25 protein-coding genes are annotated in these 22,758 nt (G+C 33.3%); 9 read left to right on the forward strand and 16 right to left on the reverse strand.

All coding sequences use genetic code 11. From position 1 onward, the window contains the following. Nucleotides 1-111 precede the first annotated feature (111 nt). The 6 genes from HJ01_RS09425 to HJ01_RS09450 all read right to left on the reverse strand — a co-directional run bounded on the left by HJ01_RS09425 (nt 112) and on the right by HJ01_RS09450 (nt 5,017). Nucleotides 112-1,170: a nucleoid-associated protein gene (locus HJ01_RS09425; RefSeq protein WP_007138153.1), complete on the reverse strand. Its 1,059-nt coding sequence runs from the start codon at nt 1,168-1,170 to the stop codon at nt 112-114. A 92-nt stretch (nt 1,171-1,262) separates the two neighbouring features. Then, the gene (locus HJ01_RS09430) at nt 1,263-1,802 is read right to left on the reverse strand and encodes an IS1096 element passenger TnpR family protein (RefSeq protein WP_007138155.1); all 540 of its coding nucleotides are present in this window, start codon (nt 1,800-1,802) and stop codon (nt 1,263-1,265) included. 225 nt (nt 1,803-2,027) lie between these two features. Then, complete coding sequence (locus tag HJ01_RS09435) at nt 2,028-2,627, reverse strand: HPP family protein (RefSeq protein ID WP_007138156.1); 600 nt, start codon at nt 2,625-2,627, stop codon at nt 2,028-2,030. Between the two features lie 6 nt (nt 2,628-2,633). Continuing rightward, complete coding sequence (locus HJ01_RS09440; RefSeq protein ID WP_007138157.1) at nt 2,634-3,914, reverse strand: chloride channel protein; 1,281 nt, start codon at nt 3,912-3,914, stop codon at nt 2,634-2,636. A gap of 151 nt (nt 3,915-4,065) precedes the next feature. After that, nucleotides 4,066-4,455 carry a VOC family protein gene (locus HJ01_RS09445; protein ID WP_007138158.1) on the reverse strand — a complete coding sequence of 130 codons (390 nt, stop codon included), beginning with the start codon at nt 4,453-4,455 and terminating at the stop codon, nt 4,066-4,068. Nucleotides 4,456-4,459: 4 nt separating this feature from the next. Beyond that, a complete protein-coding gene (locus HJ01_RS09450) occupies nt 4,460-5,017 on the reverse strand; it encodes a sugar O-acetyltransferase (RefSeq protein WP_007138159.1) in 558 nt (185 codons plus the stop codon). A gap of 284 nt (nt 5,018-5,301) precedes the next feature. Between HJ01_RS09450 and HJ01_RS09455 the strand changes: the two genes are divergently transcribed. The 8 genes from HJ01_RS09455 (at nt 5,302) to HJ01_RS09490 (ending at nt 13,009) form a co-directional block, all read left to right on the forward strand. Then, nucleotides 5,302-7,461 (forward strand): TonB-dependent receptor, encoded by a 2,160-nt coding sequence (locus HJ01_RS09455; RefSeq protein ID WP_007138161.1) that lies wholly within the window; start codon nt 5,302-5,304, stop codon nt 7,459-7,461. Between the two features lie 214 nt (nt 7,462-7,675). Beyond that, nucleotides 7,676-8,326, forward strand: a complete 651-nt coding sequence (locus HJ01_RS09460; RefSeq protein WP_007138162.1) for a hypothetical protein — start codon at nt 7,676-7,678, stop codon at nt 8,324-8,326. Nucleotides 8,327-8,365: 39 nt separating this feature from the next. Continuing rightward, complete coding sequence (locus tag HJ01_RS09465) at nt 8,366-9,703, forward strand: histidine kinase (RefSeq protein WP_040473831.1); 1,338 nt, start codon at nt 8,366-8,368, stop codon at nt 9,701-9,703. After that, a complete protein-coding gene (locus HJ01_RS09470; protein WP_007138164.1) occupies nt 9,694-9,996 on the forward strand; it encodes a 2TM domain-containing protein in 303 nt (100 codons plus the stop codon). The genes HJ01_RS09465 and HJ01_RS09470 overlap by 10 nt, the downstream gene beginning before the upstream one ends. Continuing rightward, the gene (locus tag HJ01_RS09475) at nt 9,987-10,310 is read left to right on the forward strand and encodes a 2TM domain-containing protein (RefSeq protein ID WP_007138165.1); all 324 of its coding nucleotides are present in this window, start codon (nt 9,987-9,989) and stop codon (nt 10,308-10,310) included. Before HJ01_RS09470 ends, HJ01_RS09475 begins: the two co-directional genes overlap by 10 nt. 15 nt (nt 10,311-10,325) lie before the next feature. Continuing rightward, the gene (locus HJ01_RS09480; RefSeq protein WP_007138166.1) at nt 10,326-10,679 is read left to right on the forward strand and encodes a 2TM domain-containing protein; all 354 of its coding nucleotides are present in this window, start codon (nt 10,326-10,328) and stop codon (nt 10,677-10,679) included. Nucleotides 10,680-10,715: 36 nt separating this feature from the next. Continuing rightward, entirely contained in the window at nt 10,716-12,206 is a 1,491-nt protein-coding gene (locus tag HJ01_RS09485; RefSeq protein WP_007138167.1) for an ArnT family glycosyltransferase, read from the forward strand. A gap of 47 nt (nt 12,207-12,253) precedes the next feature. Further along, on the forward strand, nt 12,254-13,009 hold the full coding sequence (locus tag HJ01_RS09490; RefSeq protein WP_007138168.1) for a LytR/AlgR family response regulator transcription factor: 756 nt from the start codon (nt 12,254-12,256) through the stop codon (nt 13,007-13,009). A 106-nt stretch (nt 13,010-13,115) separates the two neighbouring features. On the opposite strand, the gene HJ01_RS09495 is transcribed toward HJ01_RS09490, so the two are convergent. From HJ01_RS09495 to HJ01_RS09525, 7 genes are all read right to left on the reverse strand, one after another. Continuing rightward, complete coding sequence (locus HJ01_RS09495) at nt 13,116-13,298, reverse strand: CsbD family protein (RefSeq protein ID WP_007138169.1); 183 nt, start codon at nt 13,296-13,298, stop codon at nt 13,116-13,118. A 218-nt stretch (nt 13,299-13,516) separates the two neighbouring features. Further along, nucleotides 13,517-14,290 carry a CDP-alcohol phosphatidyltransferase family protein gene (locus HJ01_RS09500; RefSeq protein WP_007138170.1) on the reverse strand — a complete coding sequence of 258 codons (774 nt, stop codon included), beginning with the start codon at nt 14,288-14,290 and terminating at the stop codon, nt 13,517-13,519. Nucleotides 14,291-14,353: 63 nt separating this feature from the next. Beyond that, the gene (locus HJ01_RS09505) at nt 14,354-15,376 is read right to left on the reverse strand and encodes a COX15/CtaA family protein (RefSeq protein ID WP_007138171.1); all 1,023 of its coding nucleotides are present in this window, start codon (nt 15,374-15,376) and stop codon (nt 14,354-14,356) included. A 50-nt stretch (nt 15,377-15,426) separates the two neighbouring features. Next, nucleotides 15,427-16,848: a CCA tRNA nucleotidyltransferase gene (locus HJ01_RS09510; protein WP_007138172.1), complete on the reverse strand. Its 1,422-nt coding sequence runs from the start codon at nt 16,846-16,848 to the stop codon at nt 15,427-15,429. Nucleotides 16,849-16,909: 61 nt separating this feature from the next. Further along, entirely contained in the window at nt 16,910-17,293 is a 384-nt protein-coding gene (locus tag HJ01_RS09515; protein ID WP_007138173.1) for a GxxExxY protein, read from the reverse strand. Nucleotides 17,294-17,356: 63 nt separating this feature from the next. Further along, a complete protein-coding gene (locus HJ01_RS09520) occupies nt 17,357-17,926 on the reverse strand; it encodes an L-threonylcarbamoyladenylate synthase (protein ID WP_007138174.1) in 570 nt (189 codons plus the stop codon). Continuing rightward, nucleotides 17,913-19,025, reverse strand: a complete 1,113-nt coding sequence (locus HJ01_RS09525; RefSeq protein ID WP_007138175.1) for a glycosyltransferase family 4 protein — start codon at nt 19,023-19,025, stop codon at nt 17,913-17,915. Before HJ01_RS09525 ends, HJ01_RS09520 begins: the two co-directional genes overlap by 14 nt. Before the next feature lie 200 nt (nt 19,026-19,225). Between HJ01_RS09525 and HJ01_RS09530 the strand changes: the two genes are divergently transcribed. Next, nucleotides 19,226-19,996: a lipopolysaccharide kinase InaA family protein gene (locus HJ01_RS09530; RefSeq protein ID WP_050855230.1), complete on the forward strand. Its 771-nt coding sequence runs from the start codon at nt 19,226-19,228 to the stop codon at nt 19,994-19,996. On the opposite strand, the gene HJ01_RS09535 is transcribed toward HJ01_RS09530, so the two are convergent. The 3 genes from HJ01_RS09535 to HJ01_RS09545 all read right to left on the reverse strand — a co-directional run bounded on the left by HJ01_RS09535 (nt 19,993) and on the right by HJ01_RS09545 (nt 22,720). Then, nucleotides 19,993-20,778, reverse strand: coding sequence for a glycosyltransferase family 2 protein (locus HJ01_RS09535; protein ID WP_007138177.1), 786 nt, complete (start codon nt 20,776-20,778; stop codon nt 19,993-19,995). The two genes, HJ01_RS09530 and HJ01_RS09535, sit on opposite strands and share 4 nt — an antisense overlap. Further along, nucleotides 20,771-21,841 (reverse strand): glycosyltransferase family 9 protein, encoded by a 1,071-nt coding sequence (locus HJ01_RS09540; RefSeq protein ID WP_040473832.1) that lies wholly within the window; start codon nt 21,839-21,841, stop codon nt 20,771-20,773. The genes HJ01_RS09535 and HJ01_RS09540 overlap by 8 nt, the downstream gene beginning before the upstream one ends. Nucleotides 21,842-21,904: 63 nt before the next feature. Continuing rightward, nucleotides 21,905-22,720: a 2,3,4,5-tetrahydropyridine-2,6-dicarboxylate N-succinyltransferase gene (locus HJ01_RS09545; protein ID WP_007138179.1), complete on the reverse strand. Its 816-nt coding sequence runs from the start codon at nt 22,718-22,720 to the stop codon at nt 21,905-21,907. Nucleotides 22,721-22,758 lie beyond the last annotated feature (38 nt).

Here is a 22,758-nt window from a genome sequence, read left to right on the forward strand (position 1 = left end):
TAAATATCTTATAATTAAGCAAATATTTTTTAATCTTTAATTTTGATTAAAACATAAAAGACCCTCAACTGTTTTACTAATTGAGGGTCTTTGATATCGTAAATTCTGATTTTAAGATTTCTCTTCTTTATTGAAATAAACCAAGTAATAATACATTTGCTTTTCCTCATCCCATCCTTTTTCTACAAACTTTTCAGCACTTTCAGGATTGATAAAATCCATTTTAATCTGAATGTGTGTATCTAGATTAATGATGTTTTTGATCGATTTTCGTGCATCAGTAACAGCAGCATTGGCAATTGGAAAAGAGGTCACGTCCTCAATACTGTATTTTTCGCCTTTATCAACTTTATAATTTTTGAATTCTGGAATTAAATCTGGATTGTCTAAAACTTCATTCAGGAAATTGGTTTCTTCGAATTGGTCATTTTTAGCAAAATAATTCACTGAGCGGTTCATGAACATCACTTCCTCTTTCTTATCTTCCGCTGGAAAAACAACATCTTTAGCAAAATTCTGACAGAATTTTAAGTATTTCTTTGTGATGAAATTTTCATCTTCAAAGGCATCAACCGAAAGAAAATGTTCTAGCCAATAACGTGCATCGTATCTGTTACTGTCAACAGTTAGTATTTTGTAACCTTCCTCTATTTTATGATTGAAAATAATACATCCTTTATCTAATTTGCTAAGGTTAATCCCTTGTTGCAATATCATTTCTAGATGTGTTCCTTTTTCTTCAAATTGTAAAAAGTCTGCTTGCAATTCGCTTTTAAAAATTCCAATGGCATCTACAACGTTGTTGTCAATATTCACATTGGTCAAATAACTAACGTAAACTTCACCATTCTTGATGTGAGGATGATTTGACTGTTCATATAAATGTTGCGTAATTTTTTTTGAGCCTTCATGTAAACTAGCTGGGTTCTCAAAAATTTCAGTAGCAAATTTATACATGTCGTTATAATCCAAATCTACTTCATGAGCAAACTGATAGTAGTTTTCCTCTTTTTCTCTGAAAGGTTTTAAGAAAAATTCTTTGATAAGTGGCACAATTTCATCCTGAAGGCTAAATGGCTGCTCTGACAAAAAAATAGCTTCATTGCGACTTTTATTTCCTACTCTATGGATAGAAAGCGTCTCGATGTGTGTATTAAATAAGTTGATCATTTTTGTATTTTATTTTTTTAGATGAAAAAGCCAAGATCATAGACAATAGAGAAGTCTTTAATCTTGGCTCTTTATTCTTATTTTTTTCTATTTTAATTCCAATTCTCCTCAAATCCAAAGTCTTCAAAACTATCGTCACCTTCAAACATATCTAAATCATCTTCATCTAAACCGTCTTCATAGTCATTTGCATAATCATCAGCATTGTCAGCTTCAAAGTTTTTTTCCATTGCCTCATCTGGCATTTCTCCATGAGAAAATAAAGTTTCGGGATATAAGTTCCCTACTTCTTGTTCTTCAACCGCGGCCAATTCAACTAGGAATGTCCACATATTAATGAAATCATATACATAGATAATTTTTGTGTTTTCAGCATCTAATAGATCTGATAATTGGTAAGAGCTCATCGTTTTTTGCTCCCCAATAACATCGCCGGTATCAAAAAGCGAAATTTCATCTTCCTGGTTCCATGTTTCATCACAAGTGTAAAACGAGGCTACTTCCATACCGTCAAAACCAAAGGAATTGAATATTGCGTTATGTAAATCTTCTAAAGTGTCATCTGCAAGTATTGCAATATCTCTGAATATATCTTCTTCTGCATCTAGAATTACTCTGAATTTGTAAACCATAATCTTTGTTTTTAATGAAAGGTCAAAGGTAAAATTTAATTTTATATTTCATCCCGAACTTTCAGCACAGATTCTAGATTTGTTGATAAGATTTTTGCGTATGCATTTATAAAGAACGGAATCAACTATTTATAGATATGCCAATTTAAAACAGCAATAATGGGGATTGCTACGTTTTAATTATTCGAATAAAAATAAAACATCAGTGATTATATCGAATTATAATTATTTGTTGTTAAGGGATTTATGTATTATTTTTCTGAACTTGTGGTATTTTCCATGGATAGGGTAATACCTGTTTACCGTCATGTTATTAAAAATTAAGGCAACAACCAGAAGAATTAATACTCCGCTAAGTACAGGTGAAATAACATACCAATATCCTAAATTTTTTATTTGTGCGGATCCGGTTACTGCTATCAAAGCGGTAGCTCCTCCAGGAGGATGCAATGTTTTTGTCAGTTGCATTAGAATAATAGAAAATGAAACGGATAAGGCTGCTGCTAACCATAAGATGTCAGGAACAAATTTAGCGACAGTTACTCCTACAATTGCTGATATAACGTGACCACCAATCAAATTTCGAGGTTGTGCTAGCGGACTTTGTATAATGCCATAAATCAAAACAGAGGACGCGCCAAAAGATCCTATAAGAAATAGTACATCAGAATCTGGAAGCATTTGTGATTGTAAGTATGCAAGAGTCCCAATCCCTATAAAGGAACCAACAAACGACCAAAATTTTTCTCTAAAATTAACTAACGTTTCTTTATAAAGTATGTATTTGGTCTTACGATAACTTCTTTTAATTTTTTCGGTAGGCATAAAATATTATTTTGCTACACTAGCAGCGTAGGAATATACAGAATGTGGATAAATCAGTTTTGCGGTATATTTTGAAATAATGCAAACAAGTACAATAGGCAGGAATAAAGTATAATCATTGGTTAAACCACAAATCAAGAATATTGCTGTAAATGGGGCGTGAATACTGGCACTCAAAAGTGCAGCCATTCCTAATACCATAAAGTTAACAGGGATTATATTTGCTTTCAGATAGGTGTTTAAAAGTAACGCTACAAATAAGCCCAAAAAAGCCCCGATAAAAACGCTTGGCGCAAAAACACCTCCGTCACCTCCCGAAAATAGTGTGGCTGAGGTGACAATCGGTTTTAAAAGAATGATTCCTATAAAGGTATATAATAAGCTAGAAGATAATTTTACTTCATTCGGATTCATGAAAATCATTTTTAGGGCATGATATCCTTCTCCAAATAGTTGCGGAAAGAAAAATAAAGAACAGCTTAATATTACAGATCCTATTAGAATCTTGTAGTAGTGACTTTTTATTTGGCTTAGATTATTTTTAAAAAATAATACGCAACGTGTTAGATAAACAGAATTAATGCCAGCAATAATGCCTAATAAAATGAAATAAGGAATTGCTCTTAAATGCCAGGTAGTAATATTTACTGCAAATAATGGCTTCTCGTCGATTAAGAAAATAAGTCCAAAAGCAATGGAAACAGCAATAATATTAGTGATTAAAAAAGTACGTGTTACTTTTCTAGAAATAACTTCCATAGCAAAAAACATTCCCGCAAAAGGGCTATTAAATAGTGCTGTGATTCCTGCTGCCACTCCGGCACAGATCAATTCGGTTTTATACTGTTTAAAAATATTTTGCTTTCTTTGGGCTACTGATCCTATTGTAGCTGTAGCCACAACAGTTGAAACCTCAATTCCTGTGGATCCTCCAAAAACAACAGTCAATAAACCATTAATAAAATGAGACGCAATCTTAGATTTAGGTAAGTTTTTTGATCGAGAACCAGTACTCTCTAGAACTTCGCTAATTCCCTTGTTCTCTTTTTTATTAAATACATATTGCCTAAGAAAATAGATGACTGATAGTCCGAAAACAGGGAAAATAAATATATATAAAGGATGCAAGGACGCTTGGCTGAAGAATATTTCTTCGTAATACTCAGTTAATTTTTTTAATGTTAATCCCAAAAAAGCAGAAAGAAAACCAATCAAAACGGAAACAATAACTAATTTTTGTAATTTGATTAACCTAATATTTTTTTTAATACGAGCTGTATTATTCATCTAAATTTATATTGCAAACCTTATTTTTATAAGGTTTTTAAGGCTGCAAATTTAGAAAAATAAAACTGATTAAGGGCTATGAAGGATACTGTACTACTATTTTTTTTAAGATAGCTTTATGATAATTTTGATTTTACCTGATTCACCGCATTTATATTTCGTAAAATTCTATTGGTAAATCATCGGGATCTGCAATAAAGAAAAAACGCTTGGCTGTAAATTCATCTATTCTGATTGTTTCTGAGGAGATGTTGTTTTTAATTAAAAAATTACGTGTTTGCTCGATATCATTCACTTCAAAAGCCAAATGACGTAATCCACAAGCTTCAGGACGGGAAGGTCTTTCAGACGGATTGGGGAACGAAAAAAGCTCCACAATATATTCGCCATTCAAGGCTAAATCGAGTTTATAGGAATCCCGTTCTTCTCGGTAAATTTCTTGTATTGCTTTGAGCCCTAAAATTTCAGTGTAAAAATGTTTTGACTTTTCGTAATCAGAGCAAATAATGGCAATGTGGTGTACTTTGTTAAGTTGGAGCATTTTATTATTGATTTAATTTCCGAATCACTTTTGCAGGGTTTCCTACTGCGAGTGAATTGTCAGGAATGTTTTTTGTTACAACAGAACCAGCGCCAATTACGCAGCCTTTACCAATTGTTACTCCGGGACAAATGACTGAGTTTCCACCTATCCAGCAATCATCACCAATAGTTATAGGTAAAGCACTCTCAACTGTTTTTCTTAATTCGGCTTCCAGCGGGTGAGTAGCGGTGTACAATTGAACGTTTGGCGCAAAAAACACATTGGATCCAATAGTCACTGTGGTACAGTCTAAAACAACACAGTTCACATTGAAGTAAACATTATCACCACAACTAATATTGTAACCATAATCACAATAAAATGGCGGTTCTATATATAAATTCGCTCCTGCATTTGGAATCAATTCCTTAATTATTTCACGTGCTTTTTTGGTAACTCTATATTCCGTAACATTTAAGCGATGCATTAAGTTTTTTGCTCTCCTTCTATCCTTTACTATATCGGGGTCGCCACCCAAGTAGTGTTCTCCCGCGATCATTTTTTCTTTTTCCGTTTTCATACTCTATTGATCATTTCGTTTCTAATTCTTTTTTGGGCATGCCCACCGCAACCCCAATATCGATGGGTACCGGTTGCGCTGTTCATTACAATCTCCCATGAAAAATGGTAGGATTTTCACCGCCATCGCTCATGTAAACCCATTCGTAAACCACTATGATTTGATGTAAATGTAACAGAAAATTAAAAACATTACAACTCATCCCTCTAATATGACAGTTCAGTTAGTTTAAGTTTTTAAAAAGTGACAATCAAAATACATTTGGTATATCAAAATCAAACCACATGAAAGCAATCACAACAATTATCATTTTATTTTGCACCACTTTTCTATTTTCACAATCAACAATTTCGGGCAAAGTAGTTGATCAAAAAGGCAAGCCCATTTCTGGTGCTAATGTTTTTATCGAAGGAAGTTATGACGGAGCAACAACTAATGAATCGGGAAGTTTTTCATTCACAACGGATGCAATAGGAAATCAGATTTTAGTGGTCAGTTTTTTGATTTATGAAACTTCAAAAACTCAAATTGATGTAGCTAACTTTCAAGCACAAACAGTCAAACTAAAAGATAGTATGAATGCATTGGATGCTGTTGTTATATCCGCAGGAACAATGGAATCTGGAGAAAAAGCACGAGTTTCTGTTTTAAAACCTTTAGATATCGTTACCACCGCAGGTTCTGCAGGGAATATTATAGCCGCTTTACAAACCTTGCCAGGAACACAAAGTGTCGGCGAAGACGGTCGTTTGTTTGTTCGCGGAGGAGAGGCAAATGAAACACAAACTTTTGTTGACGGTATTCGCGTGGCGCAACCTTATGGTGCGACTACTAATAATTTACCAACACGTGGCCGGTTTTCTCCATTTTTGTTTAGTGGAATCGCTTTTTCTACAGGAGGGTATTCCGCCGAATACGGCGAAGCTTTGTCTAGCGTGTTACTTTTAAATACCGAAGACAATCCCGATCAAAACAAAACGGATATTTCACTAATGACTGTTGGCTTAGGACTTGGAAACACTCAAAAATGGAAAAAAAGTTCGCTGAGTGTAAATGCTTCGTATATCAATTTGGTACCATACCAAGCAGCTGTTCCACAAAATGTTGATTGGAACAGTCCTTTTCAGTCTTTGTCTGGAGAAACCGTTTATCGCTATAACTTTAATAACGGAATTCTAAAGTTGTACGCTGCTTTTGATTCTTCTAAATTCGATATTAACCAGGAAAATATAAATTCAGCTGAGAAGATGAGGGTGAATTTGAAAAATGATAACTTTTATTTTAATACTTCGTATAAAGGGAACTTTGGTACCAATTGGCAAATCATAACGGGTATGAGTTATGGTTATAGCAAAAATAAAATTGGATTGGATTTAAACAATATTGCTAACGATGAAAACGCGGCGCATCTAAAATTGAAATTGAAGAAAAACATTTCAAACTACTTTAAATTGTCTTTTGGAGGAGATTATTTCAGTACTAAATTCGATGAAAGTTTTACTGAAAATTTAGGGACAGCAAAAAGAAATGGATATAATTCGAATATTGCAGCAGCCTATGCCGAAGGAGATATTTTATTTTCAAAAAAGTTTGCTGCCAAAATTGGTTTAAGAGCATCAAATAATGATTTACTTGATGAAACTACTATTTCGCCAAGAATATCTATGGCGTACAAAGTGGCTAAAAACAGTCAGTTCTCCTTGGCTTATGGTGATTTCACGCAAAGTCCAAATGCCGATTACATCAAATATTCCAAATACCATCAGTTTGAAAGCGAGAAGGCTTCTCATTATATCTTGAATTTTCAATATGCAAAAGACGACCAGACTTTTAGAGCAGAAGCCTACTATAAAGACTACAGCAATCTAGTTAAATACGATACGCAAGAGATTGCTTATAATTCGATATTCAACAATCAAGGTTCGGCTTACGTCAAAGGGATGGATTTGTTTTGGCGTGATGGTAAATCCATCAAAAATCTAGAATATTGGATTTCCTATTCCTATATCGATACTGAGAGAGATTATAAAAACTACCCAACAACAGTCACGCCAAGCTTTGTAGCCGATCATTCTTTGTCTGTTGTGACTAAATATTTCATTACAGATTGGAGATCACAAATAGGTTTTACCAACTCTTTTAGCTCAGGACGTCCGTATAATAATCCAAATGAAACGCAATTCATGAACGGAAAAGCCAAAGCCTACAATAGTTTAAGTTTCAATTGGGCCTATTTAATTAGACAACAAAAGATACTGTATTTCTCTGTTTCGAATGTTTTGGGAACGCAAAATATCTTTGGATATGACTATGCAAATTCTCCCGATTCAAGCGGTTTTTATAAAAGAAAAGAAATTACACCTACTGCAGATCGTTTCTTCTTTGTGGGCTTCTTTTGGACTATTAGCAAAGACAAAAAAGACAATCAGTTGAAGAATTTGTAAAGTAGTCTTAAGGTCGAAAGTCATAAAGTAACATAGTTAGTTTGCTAAAACAGTACTAACTTCCAAACCTTCGACTAATTCCCCGATTCATCCTTGAAATTCAACAGTTCAGTAATTATAAATTTTTACAGCAGTATTTCTGAGATACTTTTGAAGTATAAATTAACAATTTGTTTCAATCATCAAAAATAATCAATCTTAAAAACTAGAAATCATGACCAAATTAATCACCGCATTTGCCTTTTTTGTTATTACATTATTGTCGGCTCAAGGCCAAGTAGCAACTAGTGAAACAAAAGCAAGCAAGTTTGAACAAGGAATGGGAAAAGCCTTTGCACTTTGGGGAGAAGGGAAAAATACCGAAGCTTCAGATTTATTCGAAAGAATAGCTGCTGCAGAAACAACAAATTGGCTTCCCAATTATTATGTAGCTTTGGTAAATACAACCGCTGCTTTTGGTACAAAAGATAAAGAAAAAATAAATGCATTACTTTCGAAAGCACAAAACGTTTTGGATGTAGAAATGATGAAAGATCAAAACAATGCCGAGTTGTATGTATTGCAGGCCATGATCAATACTGCTTGGATCGTTTTTGATCCTATGATTTACGGACAGAAATTATCTGGCCCTACAATTGAAATTTATAACAAAGCATTGACCATTGATCCAAATAACCCTAGAGCGGTGTTCTCTAAAGCGGAGTTTGAAATTGGAGGAGCTAAGTTTTGGGGGCAGGATACCAAGCCGATGTGTGCTCAAATTGACAAAGCCATCGAACTTTTTGCTACTTTTAAACCTGAAACTCCTTTCTCTCCAAAATGGGGATTGGACCGAGCATTAATAGCGCAGAAAAATTGTAAATAAGTCGAGAGGCAGTATTGAAATTTTTAATAATAAACTTAAATGAATAAATTAATAAGAGAATTTCCAAGAGCTTTATTTATTTCGATGATGATATTCATTGTTTTAACAATAATCCCTGTCTTAAACGGAGGAGTTGTCAACTTCGATAATCATTTAAAGGTTAATTTTTTATACACTATGCTCTATGGAATGTCACTGTATTATGTGAATGCAATACTGTTTATGTTTTTAGATTCCGTTTTTAAAAACAATAGATATGCTATTAAGAGGTTGATTATTGGTTTTTTGACCTCGTTTGTTCTTTCATTATTTGTAATATTCTTATTGAGGATTTTTGAAGATGTGATAATTGAAGAGAACACTTTAAGCGCATTTTTAAAATCTGAAAAATCATCAAATTACGTTGTGGCTTCAATAGTAACTTTCGTAGTTCTGTTAGGAATTCATGCACTATACTTTTACAAAGCTTACAACGAGAATAAGGTAAAAGAGCAGAAAATCATTGCTGGAACCGCATCGGCTAAATTTGAGAGTTTAAAGAATCAAATTGACCCTCATTTTCTCTTTAATAGTTTGAATGTATTGAGTTCTTTGATTGAGGAAAACCCGGAGAACGCACAACGATTCACCACTTCATTGTCTAAGATTTATCGCTATGTCTTAGAACAAAAAGACAAAGAATTGGTTTCGGTCGATGAGGAATTGGCTTTCGCCAAAACCTACATGAATTTACTTAAAATGCGTTTTGAGAACAGTTTGTTTTATGAGTTGCCTACATCAGTTATTGATCTGGAAGCCAAGGTGGTTCCACTTTCCTTACAGTTGTTGCTTGAAAATACGGTAAAGCACAATGTGGTAAGTGAAAAAAGACCATTGCATATTCGGATTTTTATTGAAAAGGGCTATTTGGTCGTAGAAAATGATTTTCAAAAGAAAGAAGTATTGCAGGATCGTAAAGGAGTAGGATTGCAAAATATTATCAATCGATACGGAATTATTACTGATAGGAAAGTATTGATTGGACAAAATGACAAAACATTCACGGTCAAAATTCCGATTTTGACTAAACAAATAGCAGTTATGGAAACAACGACAGATTATAATGAAAATAACGCCTATTATAGGGCAAAAAAGAGAGTGGAAGAACTGAAAGGCTTTTATGGAAACCTGATTTCGTATTGTTTTGTAATTTCTTTTTTGATTTTTATAAATCTCAGGTATTCGCCACAATATCAATGGTTCTGGTTCACTGCTGGTGGTTGGGGTTTTGGGCTAATAATGCATGCTCTTAAGGTTTTTGGATACAGCTCGAACTGGGAAGAAAGAAAAATTCAGGAGATTTTAAATAAAGAAGACAATAAACAAACATGGAAATAATCATGGAGAGTAAATATCAAGAGGAAGATCGCTATTTTAAAGCAAAAAAAAGATTCAATAAAATCAAAGCATTTTATTTGCATTTGCTGATATATTTTAGCGTAACTGGTACTATAATTTTCATTAACTTGAAATTCACTCCTGAATTACAATGGTTTTGGTATTCAGTAGTTGGTGGAGGAATTCCTTTATTAATACATGCATTTAAAATTTATGTATTTAACGATTACTGGGAAGAAAGAAAAATTCAAAAGATTTTAAATAAAAAAGATAATAAACAAATATGGAAATAGTCATGGAGAATAAATATCAAAACGAAGACCGCTACTTTAAAGCTAAAAAGCAAGTCGAACAAATCAAAGGATTTTACGGTAATTTGATCGCGTATATAGTTGTTAATGTCGGACTCTTAGCAATTAATTTAGCTACATCTCCTAGCTATTTATGGTTTTTTTGGCCCTTGTTAGGATGGGGAATCGGGGTGTTTTTTCACGGTATGAAAGTCTTTAATTATATGCCATTTCTGGGAAAAGACTGGGAAGAGCAAAAAATAAATGAGTTTATGGAGAAAGAAAAAGAGAAGGAACAAAAAGGGAATTGGAAATAATTTTATTCAAGTAAAATGGGACGATTAAGAAGAAGAATTTTCGAGAATGGTGCTTCAGAAATTGACAGTTCTGATGCGCGATATGATATGGCGTACAAAAGAGTAAAAAGGATTAAAGGCTTCTATGTTCACTTATTGGTTTATGTGCTGGTAAATGCTTTTATATTGATCTCAATTTTTAATAGCAGTATGATTGGTGATGAAGTTTTTTGGCAATGGCAAACCTGGAATACCGTTTTTTTCTGGGGAATTGGATTATTGGCGCACGGTCTATCTGTTTTTGGAAGTAACATATTTTTTGGATCTAATTGGGAAGAAAAGAAAATGCAAGAATTTATGGATAAAGATAAAGACAATAAATGGGAATAGATTGATGCTATATTACTTTAATTACAAAACGGTTAAATGAAAAAGTACCTTCCTATCATAATAATGCTTTCACTTGTAAAACTATCAATTCATCTTGTTGGAAACCAAAACTATGGTTTTCATAGAGATGAGCTGTTGCATCTTTCCGCAAGTGAGCACTTGGCTTGGGGGTATTTTGAATTCCCTCCTTTTATTGCCTTTGTAGGCAAAATTGTGCATTTTATTTTTGGATATTCATTATCAGGAATTCGTCTTTTTTCAACCTTAGCTGGAATTGGAATCCTTATAACTTGTTCTTTGATTACTAAAGAACTAGGAGGGAAGCGATATGCAGTTTTCTTGGCAGGAGTGGCAGTTTTGGCTTTTATTCCTTTCTACAGAAACCATTTATTATTTCAAGCTGTCGCATTTGATCAGTTTTTCTGGACTTTAGGTTTTTACTTTTTAGTTAAATATTTTAATACTAAAGAAGTGCGATACCTGTTGTTTGTTGGGATTACTTTCGGAATTGGTTTAATGAATAAGTACACGATTTTAGTTTGGGGATTAGGAGTTTTTATTGGTTTACTGTTTTATGAGAATGGAAGGTTATTCAAGAATAAGTGGTTTTACGTTGCAGGACTCCTCTCTTTTTTAATTTTTCTTCCCAATATTATTTGGCAATGGCAGCATGACTTTCCTATTCTGCTGCATATGCAAAAACTGAAAGAAAGTCAACTGGATGGTAATGGTACATTTGGTTTTGCATTAGAACAATTAAAGCTTCCGTTTACATTAACCATCAGTTTGATTGGATTGTATGCCTATTTTTTCGATTCAGATTTAAAAAAGTATAAAGCATTTGGGGTAGCTACTGTAGTTGTATTTATGATTCTGTGGATGATGCAGTCAAAAGCCTATTACTTCTTCGCGATATACCCTTTATTATTTGCTGCAGGCGCAGTCAAAATTGAAAAATTACTGCAACGTAAACCAAAATGGAATTATGCCGTTGCTGCTATTCTACTTTTACCGGGAATAGCTTTTATTCCTGGGGCAATTCCTATTTTGCCTATTTCAACGTATGTCAAATATTTGAATCTAAAAGCTCAGGAAAATGGACGTATTGAAATCACAGATGATTTTGCTGATATGTTTGGATGGGAAGAGCAAGTACAAGTAGTCGATAGTTTGTATCAATCATTGTCATCAAAAGACAAAGAAAAATGCATGATCTGGGCAGAGAATTATGGAGAAGCTGGCGCAATTGAAATACTGGGTAAAAAATATAATTTGCCCCGCCCTGTTTCGAGTCATGGTAGTTTTTGGACTTGGGGAACAGGAAATACTAAGGGAGAAATTTGCATCAGCATAGGAAATGAAAAACACGCTGTTGAAAGCGTTTTTTATGATTTTAAACTAGTAAAGATGATCAAACATAAATATGCTATTGGAGAAGAAAATAATATCCCATTGTATATTTGCCGAAATCCGAAAATTGATATTAAACAAAATTGGAAATCATTGGAAAAGCATGTTTTTGATTAATGATTGAAAATTACAAATAGACTACCTAATTATTAAAATTTTAATGCATGACTACAATCATAATTGAAGACGAAAAACCAGCTGCAAGATTGTTGCAAAGAAAGCTCGAAAAACTAAATATTGTAGTAGGAGCGCTTCTTCATTCTGTAGAAGAATCTATCGATTGGTTTTCTAGAAATGAACATCCAGATTTGATTTTTTTAGACATACAATTGTCCGATGGTTTGTCATTTGAAATATTTGAAAAAGTCGAAATTAAAAGTGCTATTATCTTCACAACCGCTTATGATGAATATGCATTAAGAGCATTTAAATTGAACAGTATTGATTATCTTTTAAAACCTATTGATGAGGAAGATTTAGAAGTTGCAGTAGATAAATTTCAAGCACGAATTCCAAAAAAAGAATCGCTTAAAATTGACTTTGAAGAAATCAAGAAAATGCTTTCCAACCCATTTGAGAAAAACTATAAAAAAAGATTTACAGTAAAAATCGGACAACATTTGAAAGTTATTTCGACAGATGAGGTCGAATGTTTTTTTAGTGAAAATAAGGGTACTTATATTCATACTTTTGATAATCGAAATTACCTTGTTGAATCTACTTTAGAGATTTTAGAACAGGAATTAGATAGAAAAGATTTTTATAGAATTAGCCGCAAATTCATAATTCCGATGAAAGCAATTAAGGAAATTGTGTTATATAGTAATTCGAGATTAAAAGTGATTTTGCCTTCTTATATTGATGAAGATGTAATCGTAAGTAGAGAAAAAGTGCCGCATTTTAAAGAGTGGTTAGGCTGAGAAAAAGAACAAAAAAAACGGTTTCAAAAGCCGCCGTATTTTGTTTGAATTGATAAACAAAATAAAGCTGTTTTTTTTGAAACCGTTTTTAATACGAATCAATCTTTTATTCAAATAAAGACTCAATCTCTTTTTTAGTCTTACCTAATTTTTGTTGTAATTTTCCCCACATTTCGTCTTCTTGTCCTTCTTCAAATAACAAGTCGTCCTCTGTAAGTTCAGCAAATTTTTGCTTAAGTTTACCTTTCATCTCATTCCAGTTTCCTTTAATTTCTTCTGAATTTGGCATAATGTTATAGTTTAATGATTAATAATATTTACATAGCAAAGTTGGCAAATAAGAGAGTTTAATCTGTTATACTATTTTTAGAAATTGTTATAAAATTATTCAGGAGGACTGTTTTTGTTAATCTTAAAAAAAGTTAAATTAAAGCTATAGGTTGTTGTTTATAATTAGCTGGTTATTATATGTTTTAATAAGTGTTATAGATTTTGTCTATATTAGTTTTAAACCTTTAGAAATTGTTTTCTTATCCCTATTAGAATAAATATAAAGACAGAATATCCGATAAAAAACGGAGTGATGTATTCTATGTAGTCAAGGGCTAACATAAGTGAAATTAGTAATAATTGAAAGCCTAGTCCATACAAAGAGACGAATGTCATAAACCAGTTTGGGAATGTTTTTAGTTTGTAAGCATCACTATCTAGTGCGTGAATTATTTTGTCAAAACCTCCATAAACTATTGTGTAAATCATATGTAAAATAGCGACCGATTTCTGACTTTCGCCACCAAGTGCCTTTGGCGTTTTGTCTTCAAAAATCTGGCTTGTTTTATCACCTCCAGCCGAGTTATTCCTTAAAATCACATAGTAGTAATTGTATAAAGTTCCTTGTAATTGAATGCAAAAAAAGGCAATTAATGTCATCCAAAATGGGGTCGTTGAGACATAGCAAATTGCTGATAAAAACATAAAGTTGAGTAGGATGTCAAAGACGCTGTCAAGGTATCTTCCGGTATAAGATGGTGTGTTTTTTATTCGTGCAAGTTCGCCATCGGCGGCATCAATGATCGATTTAAGAACGATGAAGATACCGGCCAGATAATATTGTTTTTCAATAATCAAGTAGACAGCAATAAGACCACAAATACCAAAAAGTATGCTGACGTGAATGGGTGTAAATCGGGTGTTTTTTAACCGATTTGCAAATAATTTTCCAGGAGTTCTTCCGTAATCTGATAGATCGAAAAACTTATCCTGAGGAGCAAGTTTAGACATTTTTGTTTATGATGAACAAAGAAATGTGACAATATAGTCAAGTGCAAATATAATCAAAAGTTGTTATTTTGATAATCGGTGTAGGGTAAATGTCATTGCCGACAGGAGGAAAAAAGCATTGATTTGATGTATCAATCCTAACCATAAAGGCACTCCATATAACAACGTGAAAACCCCTAAAGCAAATTGTAAGAACACAATTAGTACCAGTAAATTAATGCCGTTTTTTTGTGCTTTATCTAAAGTGAATTTTTTACTTTTTAAATAGAGTAGTACCATCGCAGCAACAACGATATAAGCCAAAGTTCTATGAACAAACTGAACCCCACTTTTTCCTTCAGTGAAGCTTAATAAGAGGTTTTTTTGTTCTAAAAACACACTGTCGTGAATAAATTGCCCATCGCTCATTAATGGCCAGTGATTATGAATTAAGCCTGCGTTTAGTCCTGCAACAAAGCCGCCATAAATGATTTGTAGTAATAATAGAAAAAGTGCATAGCGGGCGATAGTTCGTAATGATTTTTCTATTTTCTTTTTTTCTGGATAGATTAGATCTAAAGCGACCCAAAAAGTATAGGCAAAAGTAATGAATGCAAAAGTTAAATGCAGAGCAAGTCTGAAATGACTTACGTCTGGATCATCAATTAGTCCGCTTCTTACCATGAACCAGCCTAAAAAGCCTTGAAATGCTCCCATGCTTAAAAGGATAATGCATTTTTTAATAGTAGCAGTATCTAATTTCTTTCTGATGAGGAAGTAAGCAAAAGGGACTAAAAAAAATAAACCTATTATACGGCCTATAAAGCGGTGAAACCATTCCCAAAAATAGATGAATTTATAATCTGAAAGTTGGAAATCATTATGAATATTGATCTTTTGATACTCGGGGAATTTTTTATATTCTTCAAAGGCTTCTTGCCATTTTGCATCTGTCAGTGGTGGAAATGTATCCGTAACTAGATGCCAGTCGGTCATAGATAATCCCGAATTCGTTAATCTGGTAATTCCGCCAACAGTTACCATTAAAAACAATAAAAAACACCCAGATAAAAGCCAAATTATAACTGATTTATTCTCTCTTTTCATTTGTTAAACTTATTTTTGCAAAGATATTTTAATTACAAGTAATACTTAATTCAACAAGCGTTAATCTTTAATCCTATTTTTAAGGCTCTTTTTAACATAAAGTCGTAAGCTGCTTGATATTCATTTGGGATTTCTCCTTCTAATATGGCTTCTTTGATAGCTTCCTTAAGCATTCCTATTTCTTTTGAAGGTTTAATGTTGAAAAGTTCCATAATCTCTTCACCGGTTATTGGTGGCTGGAAATTACGAACCTGATCGCGCTCTTCTACCTCGACAATTTTTTTGCGAACGATTTCAAAATTGCTATGGTATTTTTTGAACTTGTTGGGGTTTTTGGTTGTTATATCAGCCTCGCACAAAGTCATTAAATTTTCTACGTCTTCTCCTGCGTCAAACACTAGGCGGCGTACCGCTGAGTCTGTCACGGTTTCTTGTGAGAGAACTATGGGGCGGGAACTCATCATTACCATTTTTTGAACAAATTTCATTTTTTGGTTCAAAGGCATGTGCAAGCGCTCAAAGATTTTTTTGACCATCTTACCACCTAAAAACTCATGCCCGTGAAAAGTCCATCCTTGTTTCTTGTTGAAACGCTTGGTTGGTGCTTTCCCAATATCATGCAATAAAGCAGCCCATCTAAGCCATACATCGTCAGTATTTGGGCAAATATTGTCCACGACCTCCAGTGTGTGGTAAAAATTATTTTTGTGGGTTTGTCCCTCGATTTCTTCTACTTGATTTAAGGCGGTCAATTCAGGTAAGAGGATTTCAAGAAGTCCTGTTTTATATAATAGTAGGAATCCTACAGAAGGTTTGTCTGTCGAAAGTATTTTGTTTAGTTCGTCTACGATCCGCTCTCCAGAAATGATTTTAATGCGTTCCGCATTTTTGGTGATGGATTGCAATGAGTTTTCTTCAATTTCAAAATGCAACTGATTAGCAAAACGAATCGCTCGCATCATGCGTAAAGGATCGTCAGAGTAGGTGATATCAGGATTAAGAGGTGTTTTTAATATCTTGTTCCTCATATCCTTCAAACCGTCAAATGGATCAAGCAGTTCTCCAAAAGTATTTGAATTTAAGGATATTGCTAATGCATTTATAGTAAAATCGCGACGGTCTTGATCATCTTGTAATGTGCCGTTTTCAACTACTGGATTTCTACTTTCAAAATGGTAGGATTCTTTTCTAGCACCAACAAATTCAATTTCAGTATCTTCAAAACGAAGCATAGCAGTTCCGTAGTTTTTAAAAACTTGGACTTTGGGTTTGTTAGGTAGTAATTGAGATACTTTTAAGGCTAGTTCGATTCCGCTACCCACGGCAACAATATCGATGTCTTTTTTGAAATCTCTTTTCAATATCAAATCGCGCACAAATCCACCAATGACATAACTATCAACGTTAAGTTCTTCGGATGCTTGTGAGATGACTTGAAAAATTTTATTATTTAAGGATTCTTTGTAATTCATTCGGTTTGACACTGATTTATTTTTTTGCCGCTGATTCGCTGATTTTTAAAAATGATTTTAATTAATTTTTTGAGAGTACGATTCGCTTGTGTTCTAACGAGGATTTATTGAAATTAGCTAAAATGGCTAATTCATTTCCAGATACTTTTAAATAATTTAGACATTGAGAAACAGGACTATTACTAAAAGACTCGCAAGACTTTATTTCAAGAATTATATTTTCAAAAACTATAAAATCTGCATAAAATTTATGTTTCAAAATAGTGTCTTTATAATTTACTGCATATTCTTTTTCTCTTTCAAACGGAATTTGAGCATTTTTAAATTCAAATTCTAAAGCATCTTTATACACTATTTCAGAGAATCCTTTTCCTAGATTTTTATGTACTTCAAATAAAATTCCAATTATCTGATAAGTTTCTTGTTCAAATAAATATTGAGACATGAATTTTTAAATCTTTTTTAATACATTTTTTAAAAAAATCTGTGAATCTGCGGTAATAAATAACTATTTACGAATCACTTTTACCTGTGCATCATTACCCAATTTTATAATTGTAGATGGTTTTCCAGCAATTTTATCGCGCTGCAAATTTACAACATAGTCTACACCTTTAATAATCTCGGGGCTGATTTCTTTAAAACTTTTTGGAGTGGGTTGACCTGAAATATTTGCCGAAGTAGAGACCAATGGTTTTTTCATCTTTTCCATTAATTTGAAACAGAAAGGCTCTTTTACGATTCTGATTCCTAATGTTTTGTCAGTAGCGATTAGATTTGGCGCTACATTTCGAGGTTGGTCCAAGATAATGGTTGTTGGGTTTTCGGACAAATCCATAATTTGCCAAGCCACTTCTGGAACCTCCTTAAAGACATTGTGTATCATTTTATCGCCGTTCATCAAAACGATCATGCTTTGTGTTTCGGCTCTTTTTTTGAGTTTATAGATTTTGGCTACAGCCTCAGGATTTGTAGCGTCACATCCAATACCCCAAACAGTGTCTGTAGGGTATAATATGATTCCGCCTTCTTTTATAATTTCGTAAGCGTTGTGAACTTCTTCGTTAAGATTTTCCATCGATAATTTGTTTGTATTGTTCTAGTGTTTTTTGCGCCATCATTGTTGTTGTGTAAAGACTTACTAACTTTTCGTGAGCAATTGAAGTGAATTGAGGAATCAACTCAGTATTGTCAAATAGTTGAATTATTTTATCTGCTAAAAGTTGTGGCTTGTGTTTTGGAGCTAATAATCCATTCATTCCATCTTCAATAATTTCGGGAATACCACCTACATCAGTACTTATAACAGGTTTTTTATGATAAAAACTCTCAAAAATCACTTGCGGTACTCCTTCGCTTTGTGAAGTTACAAGAAGCGCGTCAAATTGGGGAATGAAATTAGAAGCATTGGGAGTGTATCCCAAGAAAATGACATCTTTTTCTAAGTTATTTGTTTTAACGGACTCTAATAGATCAGCTGTTCTGTCTGTAAAGTTCCCTATTTGTACAAATATAATATCTTTCCTTTTCTCTTTATTGATGATTAGATCAGCAGTTTCAATAAGCGTCTCAAAATTTTTAGCTCTGATGTGATTTCCTATTACTCCAATAATTTTTTTAGAGGAATCAATATTATATTTTTCTCGTAACAAAAAGGGAGTCTCAGTACTTTTGTTTTTTAAATTCGTTCCATGATAAATGGTAATCAGTTTATTTTTATCAGTGATCGATTCAGCTGTAACTCTTTTAGTTTCATCAGAAACGCACAGGTATTTTTTAATTTTGGAGTAGTTGTATTTATAGAGTGTTGATCTTTTCTTTTTGATAGGAAAAGAAGTTTTTTTGCTAAAGATAAACGGAGGTAAACTATAAAACTTATCCGCAATAATACATAAAGCAATTGCTGATGGATCGTGAATATGAATCACATCGACTTTATGCGTTTTACATATCTGAATGATCTTCTTTGAAAACCGGAAGTCTAAATTATATGCCAAAGGTGCCGTCTCATAAATAATAGCAGATTTTATGAGGCGACTGTGAAAAAGCCCATTTTCAACGCATAATACAATGTTTTTAACCTCTGGATTAGTAGCGCTTAATTCAATGGATAGGTTTTCAATGTGATTCTCACCACCTCCCCAATTTTTCACAGCCGATACATGTAATATAGTCATATATTATTTTTTGCCGAAATTACAATAATAATTTGAAGTCTAAAATGGTATGCGTATTTTTGTGGATTGATAGTAATTGAGAAGCAGGACACAGATTTCAAAGGTTTGCCAAGCATTTATAGAATTTGTTTTTTTGATCCGCCGCTAAAGAATTGCTGTTTGTCCGTGAAACACAAAAATTAAGACCTAAAATAATAGTAATGATAATAAAATTAATGTTTTCTAAAACTGTAAAGAATTCAAAAGAAGTACTACACTTCATCAAGGAATTCAATTCAGATTTAGGTGTTGTTTTTGGTAATGGGGATAGAAATAGTATTAAACTTTTTGATCTAGATGGTAAAACGATTAACATAAAATCGTTTAAAGTGCCGCATCTCATCAATAAAGTGGTTTATAAAAATTTCAGAAAATCGAAAGCGCGCCGTTCTTATGAATACGCAACTGTTTTGTTAGAAAAAGGAATTGGAACGCCGGAACCAATTGCTTTTCTTGAAAAATTCAATTGGCTTGGATTACAAGACAGTTACTATGCAAGCGAGCACCTTGCTGCTGAATTAACTTTTAGAGAGCTTGTTGAAATTCCAGATTACCCTGATCACGAGAATATTTTGCGACAATTCACGCGTTTTTCATATGATCTACATGAAAAAGGAATAGAGTTCATGGACCATTCGCCAGGCAACACATTAATTAAGAAAATATCTGAAAATCAATATCAATTTTTCCTGGTTGACTTAAACAGGATGAATTTTCATGAATCAATGGATTTTGATATGCGAATGAAAAACCTAAGCAGGCTTACGCCAAAAAAGGAAATGATCGCAATAATGAGTGACGAGTATGCAAAATTGTATTCAGAAAGTAGCGCGGAAATTTTCGAGAAAATGTGGGGAGCAACTAATGATTTTCAAACAGCTTTCGCCAAAAAGCATAAAATGAAAAAGAAATTGAAATTCTGGAAAGCTTAATTGTTTATTTTCATTCTTTTTAATTCCTGAAAACGGATATAAACACTCATAGCATTTAAATAGCAAATGATAATCCCCTTTTTTCCATCCAGGATTCCTAACCTTAATATGTATTGATTAATGAATTGGTAGGCGGGACGAATATAGAAATGAATAAGATTAGGTTTTGTTCCTTTTATTAATTCCTCATGTGCTTTCAGTTGCCCGTAACGGACCATTTTTTCTTTATAACTGAAATAGTCTGAATAGGAATGATGAATTAGATTGTTTTTTAATTTTCCAATATCTCCAGCAGTATTAAGCTTTTCATGAACTGTTTTCTGAAGAGAATAAGAAGCATTTTCCTTCCTGAAAAGACGAATTATTTTATCGGTTTGCCATCCGCTAAAAAGTAATTTCTCATTGGCAAACATAAAAGTACGCTTGAAATAATAGGCGGTAAATTTTGCTTTATTTTGAATTGTCTGAATAATTTCATTTTTCAGAGCCGGAGTCAATCTTTCATCGGCATCTAGAAACAAAATCCAAGTACCTTTAGCTAAACTTAAAGCGTAATTTCTTTGAATGGCATAATTCTCAAATAGATGTTGGCTCACTTTTACATTACTAAAAGATTGCGCTATTTCGACGGTTTTGTCAGTACTAAAAGAGTCGATAACGAGAATTTCATCTGCGAAATCTAAATCTTGCAAAAGCTGTTTTATATTGCGCTCCTCATTATAAGTAATCACTAATACACTCAAATGTATCGTGCTATCCGCAATGGTTTCGGCCTTATCCATTGGAATTGTTTTCAATTAAGAAGGATTTCAGTTTGTTTTCAAATAAAGTAGGTTCAAATTCCTGATACAATGCAAGCGCATTATTTTTGAGCTCTTTTTCTGTTTTTGAAGTAAATAATCCAGGTTTATAATCATTTAAATGTACGGACTGATTTAAAATTCCATCTTCAAAAGTGGCCCATATTTTTTTCTCAATCCAAGGCGAGAAAATAGTAAAAGAAGGCTTGTTTAGGGCTTTGGCCATGTTTATGGCGCCACCATCATTACCAACTATTAAATCACACTGGTTCATAATAGCAATGAAACCTCTTAGATCATTACCCAGTAAATCAAAATAGATCTTTTTTTGAGTGGAAGGTTTACAATAATTGAAAATGGTTCTTGCTTCTTCGATTTGCTTTGGAAAATAATTGAAAAGAATATTCATATCTCCATTATCGGAAATAGTATCCACAATTTTCGCCATGTATTCTAAAGGGTATGTTTTTAGCTTTTCACTTCCCAAAAGGCTAATCATAACCGTTTTTCGATCATCTTTTACTTGATGTTTTTCAAAAACAGCTTTCGCAACCTGATTTTCTTCTTTGGTTACAAAAAGTTTAGGAATTGGGTCTGTTTTAATATTTAGATTAAGTGGTTCTAACAAAGATAGTCTTCTTTCTATGGCAAGTCCTAAGCTAGTTTTTGGAAAAGCTTCAAATGGAACGGAGTCAGTATATAAAAAAGTACGTCCCTTTTTTTTGTAGGATATTTTTCTTTTAGCACCGCTGAAAAGTACTAGGAGCCAACTCTCTAATTTAGAATAGGCGTCAATTAAAACATCATATTTTTCAGATCTGATTTGGAGCGCTAAATTCAGAAGTTCCTTCTTGCTGTCTCGATGTTTTTGTTCGAAAAGAATAATATTATCAATGCTTGTATTGCCTTCTAAAACTGGAGTTGTTGATTCATAGACCAGATAATCAATCTGAGCGTTGGGGTAGGCTCGCCTGAGGTTATTGCATATAATACTGCTAACCAAGACATCGCCAATCATTTTTTGTTGTATAACTAGTATTTTCATAACATAAAAAAACCTCCCTGTTTAAGGGAGGAATATACAATAATATTTTAAAATAAAATAAATTTAAACTGCTACGTCATATTCGCGTAAAGCATTATTCAAAGATGTTTTTAAATCTGTTGAAGGTTTACGTGTTCCAATGATCAATGCACAAGGAACTTGAAATTCACCAGCAGCGAATTTTTTAGTGTAACTTCCAGGAATTACTACAGAACGTGCAGGAACAAAACCTTTCATTTCAACAGGAGTTTCAACTGTAACATCAATAATTTTTGTAGAGGCAGTCAAGCAAACATTGGCACCAAGAACTGCTTCTTTTCCAACATGAACACCTTCAACAACGATACAACGAGAACCTATAAAAGCACCGTCTTCAATGATTACTGGAGCGGCTTGAAGAGGTTCGAGAACACCACCAATACCAACACCACCACTTAAATGTACGTTTTTACCAATTTGAGCACAACTTCCTACTGTTGCCCAAGTATCTACCATAGTTCCTTCGTCAACATATGCACCAATGTTTACGTAACTTGGCATCATAATTACACCACTTGAGATATAAGCACCGTAACGAGCAATTGCACCAGGAACTACACGAATTCCTTTTTCGGCATAATCTCTTTTTAATAACATTTTATCATGGTATTCGAAAATACCAGCTTCTACTGTTTCCATTTTTTGGATAGGGAAGTACATAACTACCGCTTTCTTTACCCATTCGTTTACTTGCCAAGCATCTCCCATAGGTTCAGCAACGCGTAATTTTCCTGAGTCTAATAATTCAATAACTTCTCTAATTGCATTAGTAGTCGTTTCTTCTTGTAACAGGGCTCTGTTTTCCCAAGCCTGTTCTATAATAGTTTGTAATGGATTCATGTGTGATAATTTTTACACAAAGATAATTCGATTTTTTA

Origin of the sequence: Flavobacterium frigoris PS1 (assembly GCF_000252125.1) — a bacterium.
Taxonomy (GTDB): Bacteria; Bacteroidota; Bacteroidia; order Flavobacteriales; family Flavobacteriaceae; genus Flavobacterium; species Flavobacterium frigoris_A.